The 26,949-nt window shown below is 44.3% G+C and carries 20 protein-coding genes; 11 read left to right on the forward strand and 9 right to left on the reverse strand.

Features of this window, described 5'->3' with window-relative positions:
• Positions 1-104 precede the first annotated feature (104 nt).
• Both IM792_RS15965 and IM792_RS15970 read left to right on the forward strand, forming a co-directional pair.
• Positions 105-734 (forward strand): hypothetical protein, encoded by a 630-nt coding sequence (locus IM792_RS15965; protein ID WP_194102899.1) that lies wholly within the window; start codon positions 105-107, stop codon positions 732-734.
• Complete coding sequence (locus IM792_RS15970; protein ID WP_194102900.1) at positions 697-903, forward strand: hypothetical protein; 207 nt, start codon at positions 697-699, stop codon at positions 901-903. The genes IM792_RS15965 and IM792_RS15970 overlap by 38 nt, the downstream gene beginning before the upstream one ends.
• Position 904: 1 nt before the next feature.
• On the opposite strand, the gene IM792_RS15975 is transcribed toward IM792_RS15970, so the two are convergent.
• The 3 genes from IM792_RS15975 to IM792_RS15985 all read right to left on the reverse strand — a co-directional run bounded on the left by IM792_RS15975 (position 905) and on the right by IM792_RS15985 (position 5,750).
• A complete protein-coding gene (locus IM792_RS15975) occupies positions 905-2,077 on the reverse strand; it encodes a PepSY-associated TM helix domain-containing protein (protein WP_194102901.1) in 1,173 nt (390 codons plus the stop codon).
• Between the two features lie 66 nt (positions 2,078-2,143).
• A complete protein-coding gene (locus tag IM792_RS15980; RefSeq protein WP_194102902.1) occupies positions 2,144-2,926 on the reverse strand; it encodes a GLPGLI family protein in 783 nt (260 codons plus the stop codon).
• A gap of 7 nt (positions 2,927-2,933) precedes the next feature.
• Positions 2,934-5,750 (reverse strand): outer membrane beta-barrel family protein, encoded by a 2,817-nt coding sequence (locus tag IM792_RS15985; RefSeq protein WP_194102903.1) that lies wholly within the window; start codon positions 5,748-5,750, stop codon positions 2,934-2,936.
• Between the two features lie 379 nt (positions 5,751-6,129).
• Here IM792_RS15985 and IM792_RS15990 point away from each other — a divergent pair, with 379 nt between their 5' ends.
• The 4 genes from IM792_RS15990 (at position 6,130) to IM792_RS16005 (ending at position 12,150) form a co-directional block, all read left to right on the forward strand.
• On the forward strand, positions 6,130-8,409 hold the full coding sequence (locus IM792_RS15990; RefSeq protein WP_194102904.1) for a GH92 family glycosyl hydrolase: 2,280 nt from the start codon (positions 6,130-6,132) through the stop codon (positions 8,407-8,409).
• A gap of 275 nt (positions 8,410-8,684) precedes the next feature.
• On the forward strand, positions 8,685-10,109 hold the full coding sequence (locus IM792_RS15995; RefSeq protein WP_194102905.1) for a glycoside hydrolase family 125 protein: 1,425 nt from the start codon (positions 8,685-8,687) through the stop codon (positions 10,107-10,109).
• A gap of 24 nt (positions 10,110-10,133) precedes the next feature.
• A complete protein-coding gene (locus tag IM792_RS16000) occupies positions 10,134-11,201 on the forward strand; it encodes a glycoside hydrolase family 76 protein (protein ID WP_194102906.1) in 1,068 nt (355 codons plus the stop codon).
• Between the two features lie 52 nt (positions 11,202-11,253).
• Entirely contained in the window at positions 11,254-12,150 is an 897-nt protein-coding gene (locus IM792_RS16005; RefSeq protein ID WP_194102907.1) for a glutamate--tRNA ligase family protein, read from the forward strand.
• A gap of 11 nt (positions 12,151-12,161) precedes the next feature.
• On the opposite strand, the gene IM792_RS16010 is transcribed toward IM792_RS16005, so the two are convergent.
• The 3 genes from IM792_RS16010 to tsaD form a co-directional block, all read right to left on the reverse strand.
• Positions 12,162-12,758, reverse strand: a complete 597-nt coding sequence (locus IM792_RS16010) for a hypothetical protein (protein WP_194102908.1) — start codon at positions 12,756-12,758, stop codon at positions 12,162-12,164.
• A 19-nt stretch (positions 12,759-12,777) separates the two neighbouring features.
• Positions 12,778-12,948, reverse strand: coding sequence for a hypothetical protein (locus tag IM792_RS16015; RefSeq protein WP_194102909.1), 171 nt, complete (start codon positions 12,946-12,948; stop codon positions 12,778-12,780).
• A gap of 80 nt (positions 12,949-13,028) precedes the next feature.
• Complete coding sequence (gene tsaD / locus IM792_RS16020; RefSeq protein ID WP_194102910.1) at positions 13,029-14,030, reverse strand: tRNA (adenosine(37)-N6)-threonylcarbamoyltransferase complex transferase subunit TsaD; 1,002 nt, start codon at positions 14,028-14,030, stop codon at positions 13,029-13,031.
• A 75-nt stretch (positions 14,031-14,105) separates the two neighbouring features.
• On the opposite strand from tsaD, the gene IM792_RS16025 reads away from it, so the two are divergent.
• The gene (locus tag IM792_RS16025; RefSeq protein WP_194102911.1) at positions 14,106-18,551 is read left to right on the forward strand and encodes a translocation/assembly module TamB domain-containing protein; all 4,446 of its coding nucleotides are present in this window, start codon (positions 14,106-14,108) and stop codon (positions 18,549-18,551) included.
• Here IM792_RS16025 and IM792_RS16030 read toward each other — a convergent pair.
• The 3 genes from IM792_RS16030 to IM792_RS16040 all read right to left on the reverse strand — a co-directional run bounded on the left by IM792_RS16030 (position 18,545) and on the right by IM792_RS16040 (position 21,742).
• Positions 18,545-19,750 carry a bifunctional 3,4-dihydroxy-2-butanone-4-phosphate synthase/GTP cyclohydrolase II gene (locus IM792_RS16030; RefSeq protein WP_194102912.1) on the reverse strand — a complete coding sequence of 402 codons (1,206 nt, stop codon included), beginning with the start codon at positions 19,748-19,750 and terminating at the stop codon, positions 18,545-18,547. The genes IM792_RS16025 and IM792_RS16030 overlap by 7 nt on opposite strands.
• A gap of 87 nt (positions 19,751-19,837) precedes the next feature.
• Positions 19,838-21,262: an LptF/LptG family permease gene (locus IM792_RS16035; protein WP_194102913.1), complete on the reverse strand. Its 1,425-nt coding sequence runs from the start codon at positions 21,260-21,262 to the stop codon at positions 19,838-19,840.
• A 102-nt stretch (positions 21,263-21,364) separates the two neighbouring features.
• Positions 21,365-21,742, reverse strand: coding sequence for an START-like domain-containing protein (locus IM792_RS16040; RefSeq protein WP_194102914.1), 378 nt, complete (start codon positions 21,740-21,742; stop codon positions 21,365-21,367).
• 350 nt (positions 21,743-22,092) lie between these two features.
• Here IM792_RS16040 and IM792_RS16045 point away from each other — a divergent pair, with 350 nt between their 5' ends.
• The 4 genes from IM792_RS16045 to IM792_RS16060 all read left to right on the forward strand — a co-directional run bounded on the left by IM792_RS16045 (position 22,093) and on the right by IM792_RS16060 (position 26,804).
• Positions 22,093-23,364 (forward strand): site-specific integrase, encoded by a 1,272-nt coding sequence (locus IM792_RS16045; RefSeq protein ID WP_194102915.1) that lies wholly within the window; start codon positions 22,093-22,095, stop codon positions 23,362-23,364.
• A gap of 178 nt (positions 23,365-23,542) precedes the next feature.
• Positions 23,543-24,517, forward strand: a complete 975-nt coding sequence (locus IM792_RS16050) for an RHS repeat-associated core domain-containing protein (RefSeq protein WP_194102916.1) — start codon at positions 23,543-23,545, stop codon at positions 24,515-24,517.
• Positions 24,495-24,968 carry a hypothetical protein gene (locus IM792_RS16055; protein ID WP_194102917.1) on the forward strand — a complete coding sequence of 158 codons (474 nt, stop codon included), beginning with the start codon at positions 24,495-24,497 and terminating at the stop codon, positions 24,966-24,968. Before IM792_RS16050 ends, IM792_RS16055 begins: the two co-directional genes overlap by 23 nt.
• 552 nt (positions 24,969-25,520) lie before the next feature.
• Positions 25,521-26,804, forward strand: a complete 1,284-nt coding sequence (locus IM792_RS16060) for a hypothetical protein (protein ID WP_194102918.1) — start codon at positions 25,521-25,523, stop codon at positions 26,802-26,804.
• Positions 26,805-26,949 lie beyond the last annotated feature (145 nt).

The raw sequence follows: 26,949 nt of genomic DNA on the forward strand, positions 1-26,949 counted from the left end.
CTAAACACTAATCTCCAATCTCCGGTTACTGACTACCAATCTCTAACCACCAACCTCTATTATCCCAAAACTCACTATATTGCCTCCGTTTAAACCTTAGCAATATGAATGCAGCCGGAACTGCACTTTGGGATAACATCCGTCAATTTCAATTTGATGATGCCGGTGTATCTTTTAAATTCTCTGATCGCCTGGCACGAGAGAATGGTTGGTCAGTACAATACACGCATCGTGTTATAACCGAATACCGGAAGTTCATTTTTCTTTGCTGCGTATCTACCGATGGTGTTACACCTTCTGACCCGGTTGACCAAGCCTGGCATCTGCATTTAACTTATACACGCTCGTATTGGATAGATCTGTGTCAAAATACACTCGATAAGCAGATACACCATAATCCTACAAAAGGAGGAAGTAATGAAGCCAATAAGTTTAAAAAGTATTACCAGTCATCAAATTATCTGTATAAACAATATTTCGGTACAGAACCACCGGCTGATATATGGCATACCAGCAAGCAACGCTTTACCGAGATTAATTACCAACGTGTCAATTTAAGTAGGTATTGGCTGATCAGGAAACCGCGTGCATCAATGCAAAGCATTGTGGCGACGTTGTCGATGATATCCGTTGTGATATTTGTACAAGCCTCAGAACTGACCATTATACCAGTTATACTCTTGCTGGTAGTGCTTTGTGCCTTCGCTACATATTTTAACCGTAGCCGACGATAAAAATAAGAAAGGCGATAACGGTAGCGGCTGCTCATCCGGTTGCGGTGGCGAGGGTACCGGGGTTTGGGACTTTAGCCACAATAACTCCGATAGCTCACATCATGCGGGCGATAGTGGTTGTAGCAGCGGTTGCTCAAGTTCGGGATGTAGCGGTTGCGGTGGCGACTAAATTATGCCACTTGCATTGGCCGGGCACGTTTTGCCGATTTGGGTTTGGTAGCTTTCTTGCGCCTGCCCCACCAAATAATGAAACCCGTTATCGGCATGCTGGCACATATCAGGCTGCCAAAAAATGCGGCTATCTTACCTGCAAGTCCTGCAATCGCGCCTACATGTATATCATAATTCATACGGGCTATTTTATCGGCCATGCTGGCTTTTGACAACCGGCCATACACATGTTTAACCGGAATCTCCTTAAGCGTATACTGATCGTAAAAACGATAGTCAGCCTGCCAATAGGTGGATGGATCAGGGTTTACCGCTACTTCAATGGCTGCTTTATTGTTTTCAGGAAAATGCACATCCATGCTGCCCTTAAAGTTTTTCAGGGTATCATTGGTGCGTGCCCAAAGTACATCAACGGCCGGGGCGTTCTTGTCTTTTAAATGTATTTTGGTAGTATCAGATACCGACTCGGTAAACTGAACCTGCGATTTACCGCCTGATGTAACCCAATACACCGATTTGGCAAACCATTGAAAGCCCCATACCAAACCTGTAATGGCAATAAAAATGATCACCCAGGTCATGTAAAAGCCCAGTACGTTGTGAAGATCATAATTGACACGGCGCCATTTGGCATTCCACCTTATGCTGAAACGTTGCTTGGTTGCGGCCTTATTTTTAGGCCACCAAAGTACAATGCCCGATATCAGCAGGAACAAGAACATCAAGGTACCTGTAGCCACTATAGGCTGACCAATATTTGGCGGCAGCCATAAGTAAAAGTGCCCGTCGATCACTATCCGGAAAAAATCCTGGTTCATATCTTTCACTTTAAGCACCTCGCCGGTATACGGGTTCATGAAAACAATGAGGTAGTATGATGGCTCGTAACCATAATAAACGGCCATAGCAGCTTTGCCCGGCTCGTAATTAATGCTGTGCGGCTCTTTGCCCGGGTATTGCTTATTGGCTATCTCCCGTAGCTTTGAGGGGGGGAGTACAGGTTTGTTTTGTACGGCGGCGAAGCGGTAAGGCTGGGTTACATTCTCTATCTCACGCTCAAAAGCGAGTATACAGCCGGTAATACCCAAAAAACAAACCAAAAGGCCCGACGCAAGGCCGAGCCAAAGGTGAAGTTTTCCGATCCAGTATTTTAAGTTCTTCTTAGCTGCCATTACAATACAATTGAACGACAAAAATGCGAAAAATAACTTATTAAGATTGAGTATAAATAAAAATACTTAAAGCATTACAGCTTTTAATACCCCTTGCGCGTATTCGCCCCAATCTTTCATGGCACCTTTAACGGTATTTACAAATGTTTTACGGTCTACCGATTTACCTTTAGCGGGGGCGTTTAATGATGCTGCCGGTATGCTGGTATCAGTAACCTTGGTAGCGAACCAGGTGATGTTGTCGTGCGGTAAGGCTACACCTAATATCATACCCGGCAAACCACTGAATGATTCCGGACCACCCGAAACGGCTATCTCATCGGTATAAAAGGCAACCACGTATATCGAATCCATTATAACGGCATTGGCACGGCGGCATTCAAAACCGGCTATGTTGCGGGTTTCGTTGGTTATTTTCCATTTTATCTGGCGGGTGCTGTCTTTCACTAAAAAGGTTTCTTCAAATACCTTTTTTTGCGATATGGTTTTGCTCGCGCTCAAATCAGTAAACACGGTATTGTTTTGGCCAACAATAGCGCGGTTACCCCAGTATTGCGGGTTGTTTTCCTCGGGTATGGGGGTGAACAAGGTTTTATTATCGCCAAAGGTTAAAGTGCTTTTTAGCTTTTTAAACTGCGGGTTATTTCTCTTGTAAGCGTCATACACGTTGGCCATGTATGTTTCATTATCCTTGTTGATCTCCTTACGCAATAGGGCATACATATTGGCTGATTTTTCGAACTCAACAGTGCCCGATGTAGTAAAGTGCTTGTTTTGCGCGTATATATTACCCACGCTTAATAGCGCGAGTACAAACAATGCTGTTAGGTTTTTGAATACTTTTTTCATTGTGATATTAGTTTTTGGTAACGCCGCCGCCCATGTGGTTAAAATCATAACTAATTGAGAACATAAAGTACCTGCGTATAGTAGTATACGTGTTTTGATAGATCACGTTACTGTTAGCGCTACGGGTAAAGCCAGTGTTTTGGTTCAACAGGTCATTAGCTGATAATAATATTTTCAGATTGTCCTGTTTCATGAATGTTTTGGCGATTGAGGCATTCCACAGCGTACGGCGGAACGGATCGGCAAACGCTTGTGTTGCTGCCTGGTATTCATGTTCGATGTCTGATCCTATCTGTAACTTGAATGGCAGATACACATTAAAGCCACCCGATATATTATATCCTCTACCGTTGTTATTCAGGTTAGGTTGTAATGATGATTCGTTGGTGTTGTACGACGGACGGAACTCAGCCCTGAAATCATACTTTTTAACCTTGTATTGCGATAATGATAAACCTGCCGAGTAAGAATATGCCTTGGTTTTGTTCTCCTCGTTATTAACCATATTGTAATAGGTGTTACCATTAATATTACCGTTTATACCCAGGTTAAAGCCCCAAAATATTTTACGATTGTAATAAAGGCCACCATAAAAGGTATTTGTTTTACGGTTTGACAGGTTGAACGATTGTATAGTGCTTCTACCGGTTAAGGTATCAGTAAAAACATTAGTAACTATAGGGTTGGTAGTTAACGAGTATGAACCATAAACACTCATCCATTCATCAGCCAGTACTTTGTACGAGTTGGCGTTGAAGTTAAAGCGGTGCGTAAATGATGGGTCAAGATCAGGGTTACCCAGGGTAATGTTCAATGGGTCGTTATTGATGCGGATAGGTTGTACCTGATCAATAGTAGGCTGTGTGGTGCTACCATTGTATGATAATCTTAGCGATTTTTGCTGCGAGAAACGATACTGCCAGGTAGCCTGCGGAAACCAGTTGGTAAAGTTTCTGTCGAACCGCATGTTGTTTATGCGATTAACCTGCTGAAAGTTTACAATAGCCGCGCGGGTACCAAAGTTAAGCGTGGTTTTACCCTTTTTATAGTTGAACATAGCACCGGCCTGGTTTGATAGCTGGTTCAGTTTAAAGTCACTACTTAGCGAGTCAACCTGACGGTTGTAAGCGCCGTTGGCAAGCGTACGTTCAAAGGTGCGCCTGTCGGCAGTGGCATTGTTAATGTTTACGCCGTAGTTCAGTACAACCGAAAAATCTTTAGTGAAGGGCTCGGTGTAGGTAATGTTTGAATTCAATAACACACTTTGCAGATCGTTCACCTTGTACTGATCAATGTTGGTGGTGCTGTCAAGCTGTCCTGTCCTGTCATAATACCTGATGGTTGATTGCAGGAAACCGTCGGCATTATTGCGGGTTACCGATGGGGCAATGTTTACCGAGAAGGTACGGCCCTTTTTCTTTAACTTTTTATTGTAGAAGATAGATGCGTTAAACAGCTTTTGGTTGCCATCAGTGGTTAGCTCGCGTACGTTATCATTCTGCAAGGTATCATTACGGCGACCAACCGAGTTATATCTTTGGCGGGTATCGCTTTCTTTTAAGGTACCGCCAAAAGTTAATTTTAGGTTTGATGTAGTATCAATCTTCAGGTTATAGCTACCATCCAGTTTTTGCCTGAACAGGTAATTATCAAAAGTTTGATCAGATATGGTGCTTTGGCTAAGGGTTGATGATATGTTGTTGATATTGTTTGAATTGCTTGTACCCGCAACCTCTATCGAACCTATCTTGTAATTACCGTTTATTGACTCCTTGTCCTCGTTCCACTTATTATCGTAATGCACACCACCGGTGCGGGCTGTTGGCAAACCCTGCCCGCTGTAACGGCCGTCAAACGAATCCAGATCATCGCCGCCACCGCTAAAGAAAATGGATACACTACCATCATCGCCATAGGTAACATTGTCTGATCCGCCGCCGTATTTATCATTATCGCCCCAGCCCAAACCGGTTTTGCCGGTATTGCTCAGGGTGCCATAGGCCGAAAATTTTTGTTTATTCTTAAAGGTGTTGAACATCAATTCGCCCTGATAAAAATCGCGCGTACCGGCTGCTGCTGAAGCCTTACCGAACGATCCGCTTTTCTTATCCTCCTTTAGTTTGATGTTCAGCGTTTTGGTTTTTTGCCCGTCATCAATACCGGTAAAGGTAGCCTGATCACTCTTTTTGTCGTATAGCTGCACTTTGTCAACCATATCGGCACGCAGGTTTTTGGTTACCAGGGTAGGGTCGTCACCAAAAAACTCCTCGCCATCAACCAATACCTTGCTTACGGTTTCGCCCTGGGCGGTTATCTTTCCATCCTTATCAACCTGTATACCCTGTAATTGCTTTAACAGGTCCTCCACCTTGGCGTTGGGTTGTATATTGTAGGTTTTGGCATCATACTCGGTGGTATCGCCCTTTATCTTGATCTGCGCGGCGGTACCTTTTACCATTACCTCCTGCAACAAACGCGATTTGAGGCTGAGCTTAACCGTGTTAAAATTGTACTCGGTTTTTGCGCCTTCCAGTTTAAATTGCTCCACATAATCGGCATAATCAGGGTAGGCTACCAATAGTATATAATTGCCTGCCGCCAGCTTTGGGAAATTGAACGAGCCATTTTTTTCGGCACGAGTGTACGCAACCAATATAGAATCTTTGGCTTGCAGTATGCTTACTGACGCGTTTTCGAGCTTTACGTTGGATGCTGTATCGGCAACAATACCCTTTGCCGTGTAATTGGTGGTGGGTGGTGTTTGTGCTAACACCGACAGGCTGCTTATCAGTAACATAACAAGTGCCGTAAACGTGTATTTCATATAAAGAGTATAGGTTGAAGCAATGATAACTAAATTTTTAGGTAATAAAAATGCCGATGAAGGCTATTAACTTATTTTAACACTTTTTAACAGTATTGTTACAGCAATAGCTGTCGATAAGACAGTACTGCCGAGGCATGTGTTACAACATCAATAAAATAAAGATAAAATTGCCATGCAAACCGCTTGTGTTCTGCATGTTAAAAAATTAGTTAAAAATAAGCTTTGGCGTTTATTAATGCGGTTTTGTTTAAATGCTGATGAATTTTGAAACGCTATCCTGTTTATTATCAATAGTAAAAAATTTGATAATACCTTTTAGCAAAATCAAAAAGCCATATATTAGGGGCTTTGGAAAAACCCATATCAAACGAACCCAATGAAAAAATTATTAACTATTACTTTTTTATTGACCATCTTCTTCAGGTCGTACGGACAGCAAGCTGATCTGGCCGCCCTGGTGAACCCGCTGATGGGTACCGATTCGCAGTACGATCTGTCGAACGGTAATACCTATCCGGCAGTAGCAGTGCCCTGGGGCATGAACTTTTGGTCGGCACAAACCGGTAAAATGGGCGACGGGTGGATGTACACCTACGATGCGCACAAGATACGCGGCTTTAAACAAACTCACCAGCCATCACCGTGGATGAATGACTACGGTCAGTTCGCCATAATGCCGGTAGTAGGCACAGGCAAGGTAAACCAGGATGCAAGGGCCAGCTGGTTCTCGCATAAAGCAGAGGTTACCAAACCATACTACTACAGCGTTTACCTGGCCGACCATGATGTTACCACCGAGATAACCCCAACCGAACGCGCGGCGCAATTCCGTTTCACTTACCCTAAGAGTGATGAGTCGTTCATTGTTATTGACGCGCTGGATCGTGGTTCATACATCAAAGTATATCCTGAGCAAAAAAAGATAGTTGGTTACTCAACCAAATTTGCCCGTGGCCCGCTTAAAAACTTCAAAAACTTTTTTGTTATTTATGTAGATAAGCCGATCACGGTTGCTAAAACTTATAAAGATAGCGTTGAGAACAGCGGCCTTGAGGTTGACGATAAGCATGCTTTAGCCGTTATTGGTTTCAAAACCGTAAAAGGCGAAAAAGTAAACCTGCGCGTAGCTTCATCATTTGTAAGTATTGAGCAAGCTGACCTCAACCTTAAGCGCGAGCTTGCAGGCGACAGCTTTGATCAAACTAAAGAAAAAGCACACACCATCTGGAACAAAACCCTTGGCCGTTTAACGGTTGAAGGTGGTACCGACGAGCAGCAACGTACTTTTTACTCATGCTTATACCGCATGTTGTTCTTCCCGAACAAACTGTACGAGATAGATGCTAACAACAAAATTGTACACTACAGCCCTTACACCGGCAAAACTGAGCCTGGTTACAAATTCGCGGGTACCGGTTTCTGGGATACCTTCAGGGCGTTGTATCCATTCCTGAACCTGGTATATCCATCTATCAACAAGGAGATGCAACAAGGCCTGATCAGCGATTACAAAGAAGGTGGCTGGTTGCCTGAGTGGTCAAGCCCGGGTTATGCCGATATCATGATCGGTAACAACTCAGCCTCGGTAGTAGCTGATGCTTATATTAAAGGTGGCCGTGGTTACGATATCAACACCCTTTGGGAAGCCGTGATACATGGCGCTAATAACGAGGATGCCAAGAATTCATCTATCGGCCGTCGTGGTGTTAAATATTATAACGACTTAGGTTATGTACCTTACGATGTTAAGATAAACGAGAATGCTGCCCGTACCCTGGAGTATGCTTATGATGACTTTGCCATTTACAACCTGGGTAAAACATTAGGTAAGCCGGAATCAGAGATCGCTATCTACAAAAAGCGCAGCCGTAACTACCGTAACCTGTTCGATAAATCAACAGGCTTTATGCGCGGTAAAAACCAGGATGGTACTTTTGCTTCGCCATTCAGCCCGCTTAAATGGGGTGATGCCTTTACCGAAGGTAACAGCTGGCACTATACCTGGAGCGTTTTCCACGATATTAAAGGTTTGATCAATCTGTATGGCGGTAACAAACAATTCGCTAACAAGCTTGATTCGGTATTCATCATGCCTCCGGTATTTGATGATAGCTACTACGGTGGCGTTATTCACGAGATACGTGAGATGCAAATTGTTAACATGGGCCAGTACGCTCACGGTAACCAGCCTATACAACACATGACCTATCTGTACAACTACGCTGCCGAACCTTGGAAAAGCCAGTACCACGTACGTGAGGTAATGGACAAACTATACAAACCAACTCCTGATGGTTACTGCGGGGACGAGGATAACGGCCAAACATCAGCATGGTATGTATTCTCGGCAATGGGTTTCTACCCGGTATGCCCTGCGGTTGATCAGTATGTTATCGGTTCGCCATTGTTCAAAAAAGTTACCTTGAAGCTGGAGAACGGTAAAACCGTTACCATCAACGCGGCTAACAACAGCAAGGCAACCCGCTATGTTAACAGCGTTACTGTTGATGGCAAGCCATACACGCATAACTGGTTAAGCCACTCGGCTATGCAAAAAGGCGGTGTTATTAACTTTAACATGTCGGCACAGCCAAATAAAACAAGGGGTACAGGCGCGGCAGATGCACCGTATTCATTGTCAGATAATGAGAAATAACCACTCAATATTGTATAAAAAAGCCCCTGCAAAGGGGCTTTTTTGTTTGCATTTAACTATGTATTTTCATTAGTTTTAGCCCGGCACAATTATATCAGCCAATTAACAACCTGTTTCTGCAACTGTATTTTCTTCAAGCCGGCGGTTTCATAGCCCCGAAAAATGTTAACGGAGAAATATTTAACAGCTTGCTAAAACGTTTATGTTAGCTGAAACTAAACAATACAAAATACAACTAACCGGGCCATAAGCCCGATATTGGAATAAATTAAACTATGGAAAGAAGAAAATTCATTGCCAGCACCGCTATGTTAGGTGCAGGTGTACTGGCCAGCAAACTATCGGTAGCGGGCTCATTTGCGGCCGATTACCCGGTAGTGCGTGTAGCTGCCGCTAAACGTAACTTTACAAGCAAGGCTGTTGAGGCCGCCATTAAAGAGTTTAAACAAAAGGTAAAGGATAAAGAGCTGGGCTGGCTTTTTGAGAACTGCTTTCCTAATACATTAGATACTACGGTTACCTATAAACAAAAAGACGGTCGCCCGGATACTTACGTTATAACCGGCGATATTGATGCCATGTGGCTGCGTGACAGCAGTGCGCAGGTTTGGCCGTACTTTCACCTGATAAAAAAAGATAAGGCTTTGCGGGATCTGATTGCCGGTGTGATCAATCGCCAGGCATCAAACATACTGCGCGACCCTTACGCCAACGCGTTTTATGATGACGCGGCAAAGGTAGGTGAGTGGAAAACAGACCATACCGATATGAAACCCGGCCTGCACGAGCGTAAATGGGAGATAGATTCATTATGCTACCCTATCCGTTTGGCGTACCAGTACTGGAAACTTACCGGTGATACCAAGCCGTTTGATGCCACCTGGAAACAATCTATCGAAACCATCCTGAAAACGTTTATTGAGCAGCAACGCAAAGAGGGTGACGGGCCGTACCATTTTCAGCGTACCACCCAATTCGCTACTGATACCTTGCCAATGAGTGGTTACGGTTACCCGGTTAAACCTGTTGGTTTGATATGTTCAGCTTTCAGGCCGAGTGATGATGCCACGGTTTATTCGTTCCTGATCCCGTCAAACTTCTTCGCGGTTACCAGCCTTAAACAAGCTGCTGAGATGGTGAAGACCTTGTTAAAAGATGATGCGCTTGCATCGCAATTAACGGCCCTTGCTACCGAGGTTGACGCTGCTTTGAAAGAGCATGCCGTTATCGAGGTGCCTAAATATGGTAAGGTTTACGCCTTTGAGGTGAATGGTTACGGCAGCTATAACCTGATGGATGATGCTAACGTACCAAGCCTGCTTTCGTTACCATACCTGGGCGCATTGCCAAATACCGATCCTATTTATGTAAATACCCGTAAAATGATCCTGTCGTTGGATAATCCTTTCTTTTATAAGGGTACTGCGGCCGAGGGTATTGGCGGCCCGCACGTAGGCAAGGACATGATATGGCCAATGGCTATTATTATGCGCGCCCTTACCAGCAGCGATGATGCTGAAATTAAGGAATGTATACAGGTGTTGAAAAAAACGCATGGCGATACCGGCTTTATGCACGAAACCTTCCATAAGGATAACCCTAAAAAGTTCAGTCGTGCATGGTTTGCCTGGGCAAATACCCTGTTTGGCGAGTTATTGTGGGAAACCTATCAAACCAAGCCACAGCTGTTGCAGGCCTAATTAAACACTCCTTAACATCAACCTATGAAAATAAAAACAACGTTAGCTATATGCCTTTCTGCCGCTTTTGCCTTTAAGGCGGGCGCGCAAACCAAAGCGGAGTACAAGGCACGTATTGATACATTATACAGCGGTGTGCAGCAGCATTTATATGATGCTGCCGCCGGTTTGTATTACGAGGATACCAAACCCGAATCAAAAAAGCGCCACTCGTACCTGTGGCCGCTGTGTGCCTTAGTGCAGGGTGCCGACGAGATGGACAAACTGGAACCAAAAAAGAACCGCATCGACAGCGTATTAGCAGCCATCCAAAAGTATTATCGCCCTACAGCGCCCGCGCCGGGTTACCAGGCTATGGTGGTGCATGATGAAAAGGACTCACGCTTTTACGATGATAACCAATGGATAGGTATTGCCGGACTGGATGCCTACAATCGTACCCATAACAAAAAGTACCTGGAGTTGGGCAAACTGATACACCGCTTTCAGCTTACCGCTTATGACGATAAGGCCGGTGGCGGTTTATATTGGAAAGAGGATGAACGCACTACCAAGAATACCTGCTCTAATGGCCCCGCAGTGTTGATCGCCCTGCAACTGTACAAGATCACCAAAGAGAAAAAGTACCTGGACACGGCGTTGCTGATCTACAACTGGACCAACAAGAACTTGCAGGCGCCATCGGGTGTGTTTTATGATAACATCAAGATACCATCATTAAATGTTGATAAGGCAACGTATACCTACAACTCGGGTACCATGTTGCAGGCCAATGTGCTGTTGTACACCATCACTAAGGATAAAAAGTACCTTACCGAAGCCAAGCGTATTGCTGATGCTTCAAAGGCGCATTTTTACTGTAATGGCCGCTTGCCGGGTAACTACTGGTTCAACGCCGTGCTGATACGTGGCTATGTGGAACTGTACCAAGTAGAAAAAGATAAAAGCCGCCTGCAATTCATCATTGATGATGCCAACGCGATATGGAAAACCGAGCGCGAGGGTAACCTGATAGGCAAAAAGAAAGAAAAAGCGCTTATTGACCAGGGAGCCATGATAGAGATATACGGGCGACTGGCCAGCCTGAAATAGCGAATTGCTTAAATTACTATATTAGCCATTCATCCTGCCGTTTTTTAAGGGTATGATGAATGGCTTTTTTATGGATGCACCACAGGTTTATAAACGTACACGTATAGCGCCCACGCCCAGCGGTTACCTGCATGTGGGCAACGCGTTATCGTTTATTATTACCGCCGGTTTGGCTAATGAAACAGGTGCCCAAACACTGTTGCGTATTGATGATATGGATCGTGACCGTGCTGATGACCTTTATGTGCAGGATGTTTTCGATACCCTCCAATTTTTAGATATCCCCTGGCAGCAGGGGCCGCGCGATTTGCAGGAGTATAAAGGGCAATGGTCGCAAATATTTAGATTGGACAGATACAATGCCGCATTAGAGCGGTTAAGGCAAAGCGGACAGATATTCGCCTGTAATTGCAGCCGGTCGCAACTGAAAGGCCATGCGGCATATCCGGGCACTTGTCGGCATAAAAATATTCCGTTGGATGCCCCCGAAGTAAGCTGGCGCTTAAAAACCGAACCGGCAAGCATCAGCGTAAAAAACCTTAACGGTTATATCACCGAAGATCTACCCGCAGAAATGACCGACTTTGTAGTACGCAAAAAAGATGGTTACCCGGCTTACCAGTTATCATCAGTAATAGATGATGTGCATTTTGGTGTCGACTTGATAGTGCGCGGGCAGGATCTGTGGGCATCAACACTGGCACAATTGTATTTATCGCGGGTGTTAGGTTTGCCTTTTGGTGGTGCCGCCTTTTACCATCACCGGTTATTGTTGGGTAGCGATGGCACCAAGCTGTCAAAATCAGCAGGCGCTACCTCCATAAAATACATGCGGGAGCAAGGGCTATCAACCGTGCAAGTATTAAACATTATCGCTAAGCAAGCCGGAGTTAACGAAGTGGTAAATGATTGGAAGCAGCTTTATGAAAAGCTTAAGGCAAAATTGTAAATGTCTTTGATTTAACTATTACCGGCATTAAACAGTTGCTCATACTTTATTTGGTTATTGGTATCTCCAATTTCTCTGTAAAGTTCAGCAAGTTCATTGTAGATGTATTCTGACGAAGGGGTATTTTCTTCGCTTATCTTAAATGCTTCTATAGCTTCACTTGTGCGTCCTTCATCTCTTAAAATATATCCAAGATCTTCGGCAATAACGCTTTTGTTTACCGCATGTGTTAAACCGGATTTTAAGATGTCGATCCCGATTTGTGGGTTTTCTTTAGCGTAGTATAATTCATAATTCCCAAAGCATTCTGCCGCTACAACCGGAATTACGGAACCATCAATGTCATATATGCTTTCAATGGTCACTTGTCCATTGGTTGATATTACTACTTGTTCTGCAAAACGTTCAGGGGTAAGTATCCCTAAAAAGCAATCTGTCGTGTTGGCTTCGGTTACAATAAAAGCTTTTACAAAATAGTAGCCTTCATCCTCGGGTATCAGATCAAAATCTGTGGGATTAATAATCCAGTTAAACTGATCGTCGTCTGAGTCATCCGTTACAGTAAAAATTTTAATATCCTTAAAGTTGAAGATGTCTTGTAATTTCATTTTCACTGTGTTGATATACTTACTGCCCGCCGGTTTTTAAATACATATAGATCACGCCAACGGCTACTATAACAAGCAATATCATCAGGCCGGCCATGCCGCGGCGTTTATCCTGGCGCATTACCCATATTAATAAGGCCACCAATGGTATAACAAATATCAGCCAGAATATAAGGGAAGGGATGCTCATAAATTATCGATTAATGCCGGATGTGCCGGTGCACAAAGTTAAATATTAGTTGCCAAATAGGTTCAGCGGAATGTCAGTACTTAGAACGGCATACGTGCCAGCGGAGCCACATCCTGCCCAATAAATTCGCCTTTCAGGTATTTGTGGTAACCGGCAATGGCTATCATGGCGGCATTGTCTGTACAATATTCCATTTTTGGGATAAAGGTACGCCAGCCCAGTTTTTCGCCTAATTGCAGCAAGCCCTGGCGTAAACCGGTATTGGCCGATACACCACCCGCCAAAGCAATATCGGTAATGCCGTATTGGTCGGCAGCCTTGCGCAGTTTGTTCAACAAAATTGTAGCAATTCGTTTCTCAACCGATGCGCATATATCGTTAATGTTCTCCTCAATAAAATTGGGATTGGCAGCAACATTATCCCTGATAAAGTACAGGATAGAGGTCTTTAATCCGCTAAAGCTAAAGTCAAAACCGGGTATCTGCGGCTCCGGGAATTTGTAGGCATCGGGGTTGCCGCTGCGGGCATGTTTGTCAATCAGCGGACCACCCGGGTAGGGCAGGCCCAGTATCTTGCTGGTCTTATCCATAGCTTCACCGGCCGCATCGTCAAGGGTTTGGCCTACTATTTCCATATCAAAATAATCCTTCACCAGCACAATTTGCGTATGCCCGCCCGAAACGGTAAGACACAAAAAAGGGAAGGCCGGTTTATTATCGCCAATAAAATGGGCCAGAACATGCGCCTGCATGTGGTTAACCTCAATAAGCGGGATGTTTTTGGCCAGCGCGAAGGCCTTAGCGAACGATACACCTACCAAAAGTGAACCCAAAAGTCCGGGGCCGCGTGTAAAAGCCACCGCATCAATATCATTTTTGTTTACTTTTGCGTTTAATAATGCCTGTTGAACAGCGGGGACAATATTTTGCTGATGTACACGCGAAGCGAGTTCGGGTACAACGCCGCCATAAGCTTCGTGTATGGTTTGATTGGCAATAATATTGCTTAGGATGTTACCGTCGGCGCATACTGCTGCCGAGGTTTCGTCGCACGATGATTCAATGGCTAAAATTACAGGCACAATTATCTTTTAAAACGCAAAGTTATTAAAAAAGTACTCAAAATAACGCTAAGCATAGTATTGCTCATTGTATTGATGATTAGCATACTAATGTTGGCTTTTCAGTACAAACCTGTGCAAACCTGGGCGGCCAAAAAAGCTACGGCCTATCTTTCCGAAGAATTAAAAACAAAAATTGATATAAAAAGCCTTTATATTAAACCGTTCTCATCGGTAGTGCTTGAAGGATTATACGTGCTCGATAAGCAAAAAGATACCCTGCTGAGCACACCAAAGCTCACGGTTGATATTAACGGCTTTTCGGTATTCAGTAGTATAAAGAAACGTTACATCGATTTTTCGTCGGTACAGTTGGATAACGGTTCGTTCTACCTTAAAAAGCAGCGCGACAGTACAACCAACCTGCAATTTATTCTCGACTATTTCAGCTCGGGCGATACCACTAAATCAAGCAAACCGTGGACGTTGAATTTCCAGCGCATCGGTATCAATAACCTGCGTTTCAGGTACAAAAATCAGCTGCGCGATACATTGGTAAAGGGCGTTAATTTTGATGATGTTGATGTACAAGGGTTCAGTACCGTGGTGCGCAACCTCGATTTAAAGAACCACCTGTTCAAGGCATCAGTATACAAGCTTACTTTTAAGGAGAAAAGCGGTTTCTACCTCAAAAACCTAACGGCGCAAACCACGGTTGATACCAACCAGATAATGCTGCAACAGCTTACGCTGCAAACGCCTAATTCATCGCTGCGCGATCATTTTAAAATGAGCTTTAACTCCTTTGATGATTTTAGCGATTTTGAGCGTACCGTACGCATGGATGCCGATTTTAAGAACGCGCACCTGTCATCAAAGGATGTGGCTTATTTTACCAGCAGCTTGGCCAAAACGCAATTTGAGCTGGGTATAAACGGGCGTATCAGGGGTAAGGTTGATAACTTGCGGGCATCAAACCTGCTGATCACCGCCGGGCAGAGCACGTACATAAAAGGCAATTTCAGGATGAAGGGTTTACCCGATTGGGAGAACACCTTTATGGATATGGATATTGAGCAGATAGCCACCAACAAAAAGGATCTTGACTTTTTAGTGAAGCGCTTTACCGGCAGCAATAAGCAAATGATACCGGCTATTGTGAACAAGTTTGGCAACGTAAACTTTAGCGGCAATTTTAGCGGTTTGCAAAATGATTTTGTAGCCTACGGAACTTTCAAAACCAAACTTGGCCGTTTTGATACGGATATAAACCTTAAGATAGGCAAGAACGGCATACCATCATACAGCGGTAAACTAACCACTAACCAATTCGCGCTGGGTACGCTGATAGATGATAATACCATTGGCCGTACCTCGTTCACGGCGCAGGTAAAGGGTAGCGGTGATGATTTAAAGAACCTGAACATTGCAGCCAATGCCAAGCTAAAAAGCTTTCAGTTTAAGGGTTATACCTATAACAACGTAGTGGTTGATGGTACCTTTAAGCGCAAGTTTATTGATGGTTTGGTGAAGATAAATGATCGTAACTTAAAGCTTTGGCTTGATGGTAGCATCGACCTGAAACCTAAACTGCCGGTTTATGATTTTAAGGCCGGCATTGAGAATGCCCGCCTCAACAAGCTTAACCTGATGAAGGACACCATTACGGTGAGCACCACGCTTGATGCCGATTTTTCAGGCAATAACCTGGATAACATCAGCGGCAATATCTTTCTATCTAAAACACGTTTGGTTAACCCGCGGAATAATTACCTGATTGATTCGCTTTATTTGGCAGCAAGCGGCAGCGGCCGGCAAAGGTTGCTGGAATTTCAGTCGGATGCGGCGAATGGCAGCATTACCGGTAACTACAGCCTTTCAACCCTGCCCGATTATTTTAAAACCATCGTTAAAAAATATATCCCATCCTTAAAAACGGATATCAAGCCATTTAAGCCGCAGGATTTTGATTTTAACTTTAAGCTGAAGGATATTGACCCGCTGCTGGCTGTTTTTGTGCCAGGGTTAAAGATACCTGATCAGGGTACGCTGATAGGCAAATTCAATTCGGCTGATGAAACGGCAACGCTTACGGGTTACATTAAAACCATACAGTACAACAAGATCATTCTGCACGACCTGATCATTGACGAGAACACGGCTCCGCAATACCTGAACGCCAACGTATCATTAAGTAAGGTTGACCTTACGGATAGCTTGTATGTAAAGGATGTAAACATCACCAATTTTTTGAACCGTGATAGTTTGAACTTCAACATCAAAATGTCTGACAAGAATGCCACCAACCAGCTCGATCTTTACGGTTTGGTAGAGTTTGGGCGCGATACCACGGCCAAGCTGAAGCTGCTACCATCAGATGTTATACTTGACCACGAGCAATGGAAACTGGAGGAGCAGGTACGCATCAGGCTGCTGGATGGCAAAACGCAGATATCAAACTTTGAGTTGAGCAACGGCGAACAAATGGTGACCATTGATGGCTTTATATCCGACAAAACGGATGATAAGCTGGATGTGGTTTTCAAGCAGTTCCGCATGAGTACGCTGAACCCGCTGACCAAACCATCGGGCATAGCTCTGAGCGGAGCACTTAATGGTGAAGTGATATTAAGTTCGATACTGAAAGCGCCGGGTATGGATGCCGATCTGGGTATTGATACCCTGGTGATGAACAACACGCAGGTGGGTAATGTAAAGATCATCTCCAATCTGGATAATGAGCGTAAAAAAGCCATTGTAAGACTGAACATATTAAACCGCGGCCTGGAAACTATGGATATTGAAGGCGCCTACTCGTTATTAAAGGATGATGAGAACGCGTTGGACTTTGATATCAACATGAACCAAACCGAGGCTATTATATTTACACCGTTCATCAGCAATTTGGTGTCAGATGTAAAAGGCACTCTGTCTACCAGTATAAAGCTGACCGGCTCGTTGCAAAAGCCGCAGCTTAACGGTTTCATCACCCTTAATAATACCGGCATGACGGTAAACTACCTGAAAACCCCGTACACCCTGAGCGACAGGCTGGACGTGGAGAACAGCGTGGTGAAGATAGACAAAATGGTGTTGAAGGATAACCGCAAAGGGCAGGGCGTAGTAAATGGTACTGTCGACCTGAACAATATATCAAACCCAACGCTTGATATTAAGGTAGAGGCTAACAACCTGCTGGCGCTTAACACTACTTTTAAGGATAATCATCTGTATTACGGTACGGCCTTTGGCAGTGGCGATTTTAGTTTTACGGGGCCTATTGATAACATGAAGATAGATATCAGGGCGGCCACGCAAGCGGGGACGATATTTAATATTCCGTTGAATGCTTCATCAACAGCGAGCGATTATGATTTTATCCGCTTTGTAAGCCATACCGATACTACCCAGAAAGAGGCTGAGGATATATCCAAGAAGTTTAACGGTGTTACCCTGAACTTTGACCTTACGGCAGATGAGGGTACCACGGTTAAGATAGTTACAGACTATGGTAAGCTGGAGGGCAACGGTATTACCCGTAACCTTAAACTGAACATAAACAGTTTGGGCGATTTTGAGATGTTTGGTGACTTCCTGATATCGTCAGGTAAGTTTGAGTTTACGGCCAAAAACTTTATCAGCAAGAATTTCCAGGTTAACCAGGGCGGTACCATCCGCTGGACGGGCGACCCGGCCAACGCCGAGATAAACCTGAATGCTATTTACGAGGTGCGTACCAACATTGCGCCATTGTATACGGCGGCGGGCTTTACATCGCCAAGGGGTAACCAGCAGGTGTTGGTGCAGGCGCAGTTGCTGCTAACCAAATCGCTGTTGCTGCCAACCATTGATTTTGACTTTACCTTCCCTACCGAGCCAAGTATAAAGGAGGATGTGGCGACTTACTTGTCTGACAATACTAACCGTAGCCAGCAGGCGCTAAGCATTATCGTTCGCCGTAACTTTACGGCAGGTACCGGTGGTGGTAACCTTAACGAGCAGGTATTAAGCACCGCAGGCGACGCGGTGAGTGAGTTCGCGTTTAACCAGCTGAACAGCTTTATATCGCAATCAAACATCAAGAATATTGATATCAACATACGTTCGTTCAACGAAGCGAGCGCTTCGATCAGGCTGTTTAGCGACAGGCTGATACTTAACGGCAGTTTGTTCACCAACACGGGCAGCAATAACCTGTTCTATAACAATACCAACCTGTTCAATGCAAACTTTAGTAATTTAACTAAGGATTTTGAGGCACTGTACCGCATCCGTAAGGATGGTAACCTGACCGCCCGTTACTCGTACAGGGTATTGAGTGGTACGGCCTTAAGCACTTTTAATCCGCTGGATGTGCAGTATGTAAACGGTATTGGTTTGGTTTACCAGCGCGATTTTGATAGTGTGGGCGAGTTTTTACGCAACATATTCAGGCAGGGCAGGCGCACATCGGCGCCAACCACCCCGACACCGGTAAATACCCCGGCAACCACATTGCCAACAATAAATTACAAACTAAAGGATGATGATGAAGATCAGTGATCGCGCATAATGGCGTGATCCATCTTGTCCCTTTTGGTACGCAGGTAATGCTCGTTATGTACGTTGGCCGGTATTTCGATAGGCACATTCTCAACCACCTCTAAACCGTAACCAATTAAGCCCGCACGTTTTTTAGGGTTGTTGCTCATCAATCGCATTTTGGTGATACCCAGGCTGCGGATAATTTGCGCGCCGATACCATAATCGCGGTGATCCATCTTAAAGCCAAGCTCGAGGTTAGCCTCAACGGTATCAAGGCCGTTCTCCTGCAAATGATATGCCTTTAACTTGTTCACCAAGCCAATACCACGACCTTCCTGATTCATGTAAATGATAACGCCTTTGCCTTCGCGCTCTATCATCTCCATAGCCTTATGCAGCTGTGGCCCGCAATCGCAGCGGCACGAGCCGAATATATCACCGGTTACGCATGAGCTATGCACGCGCACCAGGATAGGCTCATCGGGCTCCCAGGTGCCTTTAATTAAAGCCATGTGGTTTTCGCCGGTATCTACCTGTGTGTAAGCTATCATATCAAAATCGCCCCATTGGGTAGGCATCTTTACTGATATTTCCTTAGTTACCAATGTTTCGGTACTCAGGCGATAGGCTATCAGATCTTTTATCGATATTATTTTGAGTTTGAATTCTTCGGCTATCTTCATCAGCTCAGGCACACGGGCCATTTCGCCGTCCTCGTTCATTATCTCGCAGATAACGCCCGCGGGTTCAAAGCCTGCCATAACGGCCAGGTCAATAGTAGCTTCGGTATGGCCGGCACGGCGCAGTACGCCACCATCCTTAGCTATCAATGGGAATATATGGCCTGGTCTGCCCAGGTCGGCAGCCTTAATAGCCGGATCGATCAATGCCAGGCAGGTCTTAGAACGATCAGAAGCAGAGATACCTGTGGTGCAACCATGCCCTAACAGATCAACCGATACCGTAAAATTAGTTTCGTGCGAGGTGGTGTTGCGGGTAACCATCAGGTCGAGCTCCAGCTCCTGCGCGCGCTCGGCAGTTACGGGGGCACATATCAGGCCACGGCCGTAACGTGCCATAAAGTTAATGGCTTCGGGCGTGGCATTGCGGGCGGCGGTTAAAAAGTCGCCCTCGTTTTCACGATCCTCATCATCAACAACTATAATTATCTCGCCATTTTTAAGTGCTTCAATGGCTTCAGGTATGGTATTAAGCATCTTTTAACAGATCAGTATAATAGTAACAAAGTTACGTTAAGGGTGGGTTAATAGGGTCGGTATTGTGTAAAATATATCGGCGTTAAATTATGCCGCCTTACGCTTAAAAATACGGTTGAAAAAGCGCTTGTACACTTCCATATCAAACAAGGCCGAATCAGTCGCAGCTTTGTACGACAGGAACATGCCTATGGGTGCGAGCACAAAGATAGCTATCCACATACCGATGAACGGCGGGATGGCGCCATCCTTAACACCCTTTTCGCCAATGGTGGAGATAATGTGGTACAGCAAAAAGAATACTACCGATATTACTACCGGCATACCCAACCCGCCTTTACGAATAATAGCCCCCAGCGGCGCGCCGATAAGGAACAGTACCAGACAGGCAACCGATAAGGTGAATTTTTTTTGATATTCAACCACCGAACGACGGATGCTTTTCATGGTTTCCTTACTGCCCTCGCTGCGCTGCTTGATCATGTCCTGAATAGAGCGAACCTCGCTTATAGCGGCTGATACGGTGCTGATCTTCTCGTTAATATCAAGCCCGTACATAATGTCGTTATTCTTAGGCGTAACATAGTTTTTTACCGAGTCGGACTTTTTGGGCAGCGTAAAAAACTTTACATAGGGCGATACCATTTGGTAGGTAAGATTTACCGTGCTGTCCATCTGCTTCTCAGTCGAATCGCGGTAATGGCGCAGCTGTTTCAGGTTCATCATCACAAAGGCCGAACGAAATTCATCCTGATTGGTGCGCTTCATGGTCATGCTCGATAGATCGAACTTTTGCTCGGTTTCCTTAAAGCGCCTGCGTATCAGTTTCTGCCTTGGGTAATATCCTTTATCTGAGCGTTGCTCGGTATAGCTTATGCCATTTTTTAACCTTAGTATCAAAAATTTATCACCAATGGTACGGTACATGCTGCCCTCTTTGGCCAGCATCACATCCATATTATTGGTTTTATCATCCTTACGGTAGATCATGATATCGTACAGGGTTTGCTGATCTTTACCCTTACGAAGTACCCTTACCGTAGCCCCCGGAAAATTGTTGGTAAAAACACCCTCCTGCAATAACTTGGCCGATTTTTGCTGACGAACGTCATACAACAGCGAGTAGTATTTTAGGTTAGCCACCGGCAGCATATAATCCGAAAAGATGAACGCGCTTACAGCCAATATAGCAACCACGATGGTCATGGGGTACATGGCGCGGCGCAGCGATATGCCTGCCGATTTGATGGCCACCAGCTCATAATTTTCGCCAAGGGCACCATACGTCATGATTGAGGATAGCAGTACCGATAGCGGCAGCGCCATGGCCACGTTGGTAGCCGAGGCATACATCATCAGCTCGGCAATAATGTACCACTCAAAGCCTTTGCCCACCAGGTCATCAATATACTTAAACAAAAAAAGCATCAGCAGCACGAACATTACAATAAAGAATGTTACCAGAAACGGCCTGATGAACGATTTAAGTAGTAAGAGGTGGATCTTTTTCACGCTGCAAAAATAAGGAAATAAAATTCCGCAGGCGGGCGTACCTGTGCCTGTTGTGCAAAGTAAACGTTATAAAATGTTAAGTAGTATAACTATAGCAGCAAGTTATGCGCCCAATACGCTGATGAGGTAATCTATCTGATTATCCCATATCAAACGGCGTTCGGCTATCTGATCCTCGGTAGCGAAATCGGTAATGGCCAGGGCAACATCATTGGTGAGTTCATCCTGCACAATTTCGAGCTCGAAGTAGTAAGGCTCATCATCAAGCCACTTAAAGCGCACTAATTTGTACTCTTTGGCGTTAACCAATTTAGCGCGATGCTGCTCATCGTCCCAAGTAAAGGTGTAAACCTGATCGCGCACGTTAACATCATCGGCAAACCATTGCGAAAGGCCGTTAGGTTCGCTCAGAAAAGTGTATAGTATCCTTGGAGATGATTTTATCTCATATTCCAGGTTGAATTTCTTCTTATCGGGCATAATCAGGGTTGTAGCACAGCAGCATATAAGCGCCGGCTGTAAAAAGTGAACAATTTTTCTAAAGAAAACTATTTTCTACTATATTTGCAAACCTTTTTACAAAGGCACACAATAAAAACAATCCGGCGGGGTAGCTCAGATGGTTAGAGCGTAGGATTCATAATCCCGTGGTGTTTGTAGCGAAATGGTTTGAAATGGGCGGAAAAGCCCTTTTTTTATGTTCAAAGCTTTCATATAATACCACCAAACCACAGGTTGCTCCAGCCGAACCGTTGACAAAACCGTTAACAAAATGCGACCTTTGAGAGAGGCGTGGAAACAAAAATTTTTAACCCTAAAAATGTTTCCACATGGCAACCGCAAAAATTGTTACATGGAGCCGTAAAGACAAACACGGCAATTTTCCAATCGGCATTAAAGTATCTCAGAACGGCAATCCCTCTTACCTGTTCGAAGGGAATGCCCTTGCATCCCGCGATCTTTGGGATGCAAAGAAGCAGCAAGTGAAAAAGAGCCATCCGCATCATATGCGGTTGACGAACTTTCTTACCAAAAGGCTATCAGAGATTAACGGTAAAATCCTTGAATTCGAAACCGACAAAAAGAGCTACAACGCTGAAGATATTATTGGGGCGATCATGCATAAGCCTGTTAAGGAATCAGTACCAGCGCCAAAGCTCCCGTTGTTTAAAGATGTTGCCGATAATTATTTATCAGAGCAAAAGTGCTTGGGTAATTACGATGTGTTTAAGTCAGACAGAAGCCGCCTTAAACGCTTTTATGAGTTTGCTGGCAATGAAGTTACCTTTCCTGAAATCACCGTGGAGTTTTTGCGCCGCTATACGCTGTTCCTGCGCATGAGTTTTAACAGAAGTAAGAAAGAACAAAAGCCTTTGAGCGACCGTACAGTGACTAACCACTTGTTGGTAATCCGCACCATGTATAATAGGGCAAAGACTGCAGGGTTGGTAGGCAACGATACTTATCCTTTTGGTGGCAAAGACAAGATTGTGATCAAATTTGGCAAGACAGAGAAGATCGGTCTGAACGCCGACGAAATCAACCTGCTTAGACAATATCAATTCACCGAGCAGCAACGCCATCTACACCATAGCCGCAACCTATGGTTGACATGCTTCTACTTTGCCGGAATGCGTATCACCGATGCGCTGCTATTAAAATGGTCGGATTTTCAGAATGGACGCTTTTATTACACCATGTCTAAAAACGGTGAGCCAGGTTCATTGCCTGTTCCTACGGCGGTGGCAGAAATTCTTGGGCACTACCTTAATGCAGAGCAAGCGCATGACCTTGTATTCCCCTATCTTAAAAAGCTGGGAAACCCCGATGAACGCTTTGAATTACGTAGGCGAATTAATTCGGTGACGCGCATGGTCGGCGAACACATGGGTGAAATAATGGCCTTATTGGCGATCAAAAAAAATGCCTCACCTCATAAGGCACGCCATGCGTTTGCCCAGCGTGCCGAAGAAAAAGAAATTCATCCCAAAGTGCTGCAGAAGATGTATAGGCATGAGAGTATTACCACAACGATGCAATACCAATCGAATTTCTCGCATAAGAAAGCGGATGAAGCGTTAGAAGCTGTAATAGATTTTTGAAAAATTTAGTCGCACTGCTTTGCTTCTATCAAGTTAAAAGCAACTAACTTTAAGTTATCTAATTCTTTAAAAATGAAGTAATAAATATTTTTTTTCGCTTTAGTAAACTCTCTGTCGGTCATGATTGCTGAAAAAGTAAAAAACTATACCTATTTCGTTGGTATCGATATCTCTAAAAATGAATTGGACTTTGCCGTGCTTTTTGGCGGCAAATTCCTGTTTCATAGACAAATTCAAAACAGGAGGCGTGGGTAACACGCTGTGGAGCGTAACAGATGCAGGAACGCTTAACCAACCAGGAAGTTATACTTATGACGGTAACGGCAATGTAAAGACCGATACTCGGAATGGCATAACAGGTATTACTTATAACATGCTTAACTTGCCGAGCTCAGTGACCAGGACAGCGGGCAACATTAATTACATTTATGATGCCGCAGGCAGCAAGCTGAGGAAGACAGGTACGGAAACAAGGGAGTACATTGACGGTATAGAATACAGCGGAACGGCAGTGGCGTTTATCAGCAATGAAGAAGGCAGGGCGGTCCCGAACGGTGCGGCGGCGTATAGCTATGATTATTACCTGAAAGATCACTTGGGCAATACCAGGGCCGCGATAAAACAGGATGGTAGTATCGTACAGGTCCAGGACTACTACGCGTTTGGCCAGTCATATAATCCGGGTAACGCATACTCACCAAGCCCCGATAATTGTTATAAGTACAATGGGAATGAAATGCAAGAGACTGGGCAGTACGATTACAGCGCGCGGTTCTATGATCCGGTTATTGGGAGGTGGAACGGAATTGATCCACTGGCGGAAGTTAGTAGAATGTTTTCACCATTTACTTACGGCATGAATAATCCCATTCGGATGATTGATCCGAATGGAATGATTACATACGATCCAATAACGGGAACTTACAAGAATGAGGATGGTTCGCCTGCAAGTAAGCCAGATATAGCTGAATATATAAGTGAGACGGCGACAACGGTGTACCAAAGAGGGTCGGGCAATTCAACAGATGATCTCCCATTCCATAGAGTAAAACTTGGCAGTCAATTTTACAGTTATATTGGAAATGGGAAATATAAATTATGGTATGATGGCATAAAACCGGATTATACATTTGAGTCTATATATTGGAGGTAAAATACTTGGTCCAATATTCGGGTTTTTAGGTCGAACGATAGTCGGCCAATTCTCAAGGAAACTTATTGCAGAAGAAGCCGTTGTTGCAATTGGGGAGCTAACAGGCAAAGGATATACTGCTTCACAAATCGCAGAGTTATTTGTAAGTAAAGAGAGTGATGTGTTAAAAATAATATACAGAGGTCTAACTGGTTCTGAAAGTAATTCTGGCGCACTATTTTTAGCTGAAGAAGCTGAATATGCAGCTTCGTTCGCTGCTAAAGGCAATGTTGGTGCAAAAGGTTTTGCAATACCGTCCCAAAACTTCGAGTACATGATAAAAGAAGGTCTAATAAAGACAATGAATGATGTTAATGCAAAAACAGGTCAAAAGGGATTAGAATATATGATCACTAATCCAGCTATTAAGCAGCAAGTATTAAAAGCTATGGTAAAAGTAGGAGGAAATTAAAATGAAATATTGTTGTTTAGAATTTGAGGTATATGCAAAACTACCTTCGACAAGTGCACCAAATATTAGAATAGTGAAGTATCTACCAATGGTGCAATATACTGGACCCATTAATTTGGGATTTTATAGCACTTTTGGATATTCTAAATTTGATATTTCTTTACCAAAATTGAATTTAAAATTCTGTCCTTTCTGTGGTGTAGCGTTGACTAGATTTCATAATTCAGACAAATACGCAAATGAGATTGAAGGTGAGAGCTTTTGATAATGGAACTGAAAAGTTTATTTATCTAACCATACTGTTTATTTCCTGTGGCTGAAATCACATAAACAACAGTAAACATCCCAATGGTCCCCTTCGATAGGTCAAATAAAAAGAATATTACGATTATATAATAATAAGAAACTTAATAGCATGTAATATACAGCCAATTAACGAATAAGTCATGAAAAGCAAATTGAGGTTATTGAGTATTTCATTTTTTATAGTATCAATGAATTTTAGCTGTAGGACGAACGACTATAATATTATCACAATAGATTTAGACTCCTTTGATCAGCGCGGGTGAAGAACTATCGGCTGACAAATTTCCGGCTGACCTGCTTTTGGCCGGGGAGTATCGCGGGCGCTCATTAAAGTTAACTATGGAGGGAGTGCAGGAAGATTATTGTGGTATCGCGCTTTTTAAGCTTCATTGCGATTTCCATGGTTTTGTACGGGTTTCTTCTCCCAACCACCTGGATCGTCCGCGAACGGTCGAGCAAACGTTCTATGCGAAAGTTGATCCACAGGATGGTCAAATCCTGTTGCATGATGATCAACTGAAACCCTGCGATGCGCGGCTGTTACCCACTTCATGCGACCCCACGTATTTTATCAAAGAATTATTAACCATTAAAAATATAGGACTTATGAATCAGAAAAGTTTTGAATACAACCGGGATCAGTTGTTCAGCTTAGGCTTCGGCGCAGAGATCGCCAAAGATTTACATGCGAAAATGGATCAGAACCTTACGGATTTTACTTTGCAGCATATCCGGAAATTTGGTAAGGATGAATTGCACTCGACGCTTCACTTTTCGAAAGGGGACGACGCGCAAAAAGATCTGACATTCTTTAATCGCTTCGACGCAACGCTGAAAAAGGAAGGAAGGGAGGATCTGACCCAAACTTTTTTTGTTGGACAAAAGTACAACTATACGCTGCAGGAGCGCTATAACATGCTGGACGGACGTGCCGTTTTGCGTCCGCAACCTGTAATGGTGGAGTCGGACAGTCCCACAGGCCGTAAAATGGTGCCTTCACCGGGTGGGGAGATCTACCGTTCCTGGCGGGCGCTTGATTTCAGGAACGCGGACCATAACGGAAATTTTAATTCCAAGATCATCAAATGGAATGATCACGGCAAGGAACTGGAGCGTTATCCGATTGCCGGAATTGAAGAAAAGTATCAGCAGGACCGTGTAGCTCGTCAACTTGAAAAAGGCAATAAGGTCGATGTAACGCTGATCAAAGACGGTCAGGAAGTAAAAGCCAGCCTGGTGTCTAACGCGGCTATGCTTCGCCTGGATTTCTTTGATGAGAACGGCGTTAAGCTTGACATAAAGAAAGTTAACCGTCAAGCTTTCGAGCAAAGCCAGCAAAGTGATCTCTCGCCGCAGGAGGTGCAGCGCCAGGCAGTAGCCAAGGGGGTAGAGCAAAAGGTGCAGGCAAGCGGACAATCCGCCGGACAGCAAACAGATAACAAGCAACATCAAAGTAATGCTGCAAAACAAGAGCAGGTAACTAATCAGCAATCAGAAGGCAACCGCCGCAGACAGGGGGCGCGTATCTAAGCCATGAATGCGGGCAAACCGATAGCGTTGTTCTTCGATGCGATTAAAAAAGATCCGCGCATCGGGCTCAGTCATATTGGTTTGTTCGCTGTGCTTGTAGGTTACTGGCAGCAATTGGGATATCCGGAATGGATAAGTGTCTATT

The organism is Mucilaginibacter sp. JRF, assembly GCF_015223065.1.
GTDB lineage: Bacteria > Bacteroidota > Bacteroidia > Sphingobacteriales > Sphingobacteriaceae > Mucilaginibacter.

What these genes read in the sequence shown, in the direction of transcription:
- IM792_RS15990 (WP_194102904.1), top strand. Translation starts at nt 6,130, where the DNA reads ATGAAAAAATTATTAACTATTACTTTTTTATTGACCATCTTCTTCAGG.
- IM792_RS15995 (WP_194102905.1), top strand. Translation starts at nt 8,685, where the DNA reads ATGGAAAGAAGAAAATTCATTGCCAGCACCGCTATGTTAGGTGCAGGT.
- IM792_RS16030 (WP_194102912.1), bottom strand. Translation starts at nt 19,750, where the DNA reads ATGCTTAATACCATACCTGAAGCCATTGAAGCACTTAAAAATGGCGAG.
- IM792_RS16025 (WP_194102911.1), top strand. Translation starts at nt 14,106, where the DNA reads ATGATTAGCATACTAATGTTGGCTTTTCAGTACAAACCTGTGCAAACC.
- IM792_RS15975 (WP_194102901.1), bottom strand. Translation starts at nt 2,077, where the DNA reads ATGGCAGCTAAGAAGAACTTAAAATACTGGATCGGAAAACTTCACCTT.
- IM792_RS16010 (WP_194102908.1), bottom strand. Translation starts at nt 12,758, where the DNA reads ATGAAATTACAAGACATCTTCAACTTTAAGGATATTAAAATTTTTACT.
- IM792_RS15985 (WP_194102903.1), bottom strand. Translation starts at nt 5,750, where the DNA reads ATGAAATACACGTTTACGGCACTTGTTATGTTACTGATAAGCAGCCTG.
- IM792_RS16005 (WP_194102907.1), top strand. Translation starts at nt 11,254, where the DNA reads ATGATGAATGGCTTTTTTATGGATGCACCACAGGTTTATAAACGTACA.
- IM792_RS15965 (WP_194102899.1), top strand. Translation starts at nt 105, where the DNA reads ATGAATGCAGCCGGAACTGCACTTTGGGATAACATCCGTCAATTTCAA.
- IM792_RS16015 (WP_194102909.1), bottom strand. Translation starts at nt 12,948, where the DNA reads ATGAGCATCCCTTCCCTTATATTCTGGCTGATATTTGTTATACCATTG.
- IM792_RS15980 (WP_194102902.1), bottom strand. Translation starts at nt 2,926, where the DNA reads ATGAAAAAAGTATTCAAAAACCTAACAGCATTGTTTGTACTCGCGCTA.
- IM792_RS16000 (WP_194102906.1), top strand. Translation starts at nt 10,134, where the DNA reads ATGAAAATAAAAACAACGTTAGCTATATGCCTTTCTGCCGCTTTTGCC.
- IM792_RS16040 (WP_194102914.1), bottom strand. Translation starts at nt 21,742, where the DNA reads ATGCCCGATAAGAAGAAATTCAACCTGGAATATGAGATAAAATCATCT.
- IM792_RS16050 (WP_194102916.1), top strand. Translation starts at nt 23,543, where the DNA reads ATGAATTGGACTTTGCCGTGCTTTTTGGCGGCAAATTCCTGTTTCATA.
- IM792_RS16045 (WP_194102915.1), top strand. Translation starts at nt 22,093, where the DNA reads ATGGCAACCGCAAAAATTGTTACATGGAGCCGTAAAGACAAACACGGC.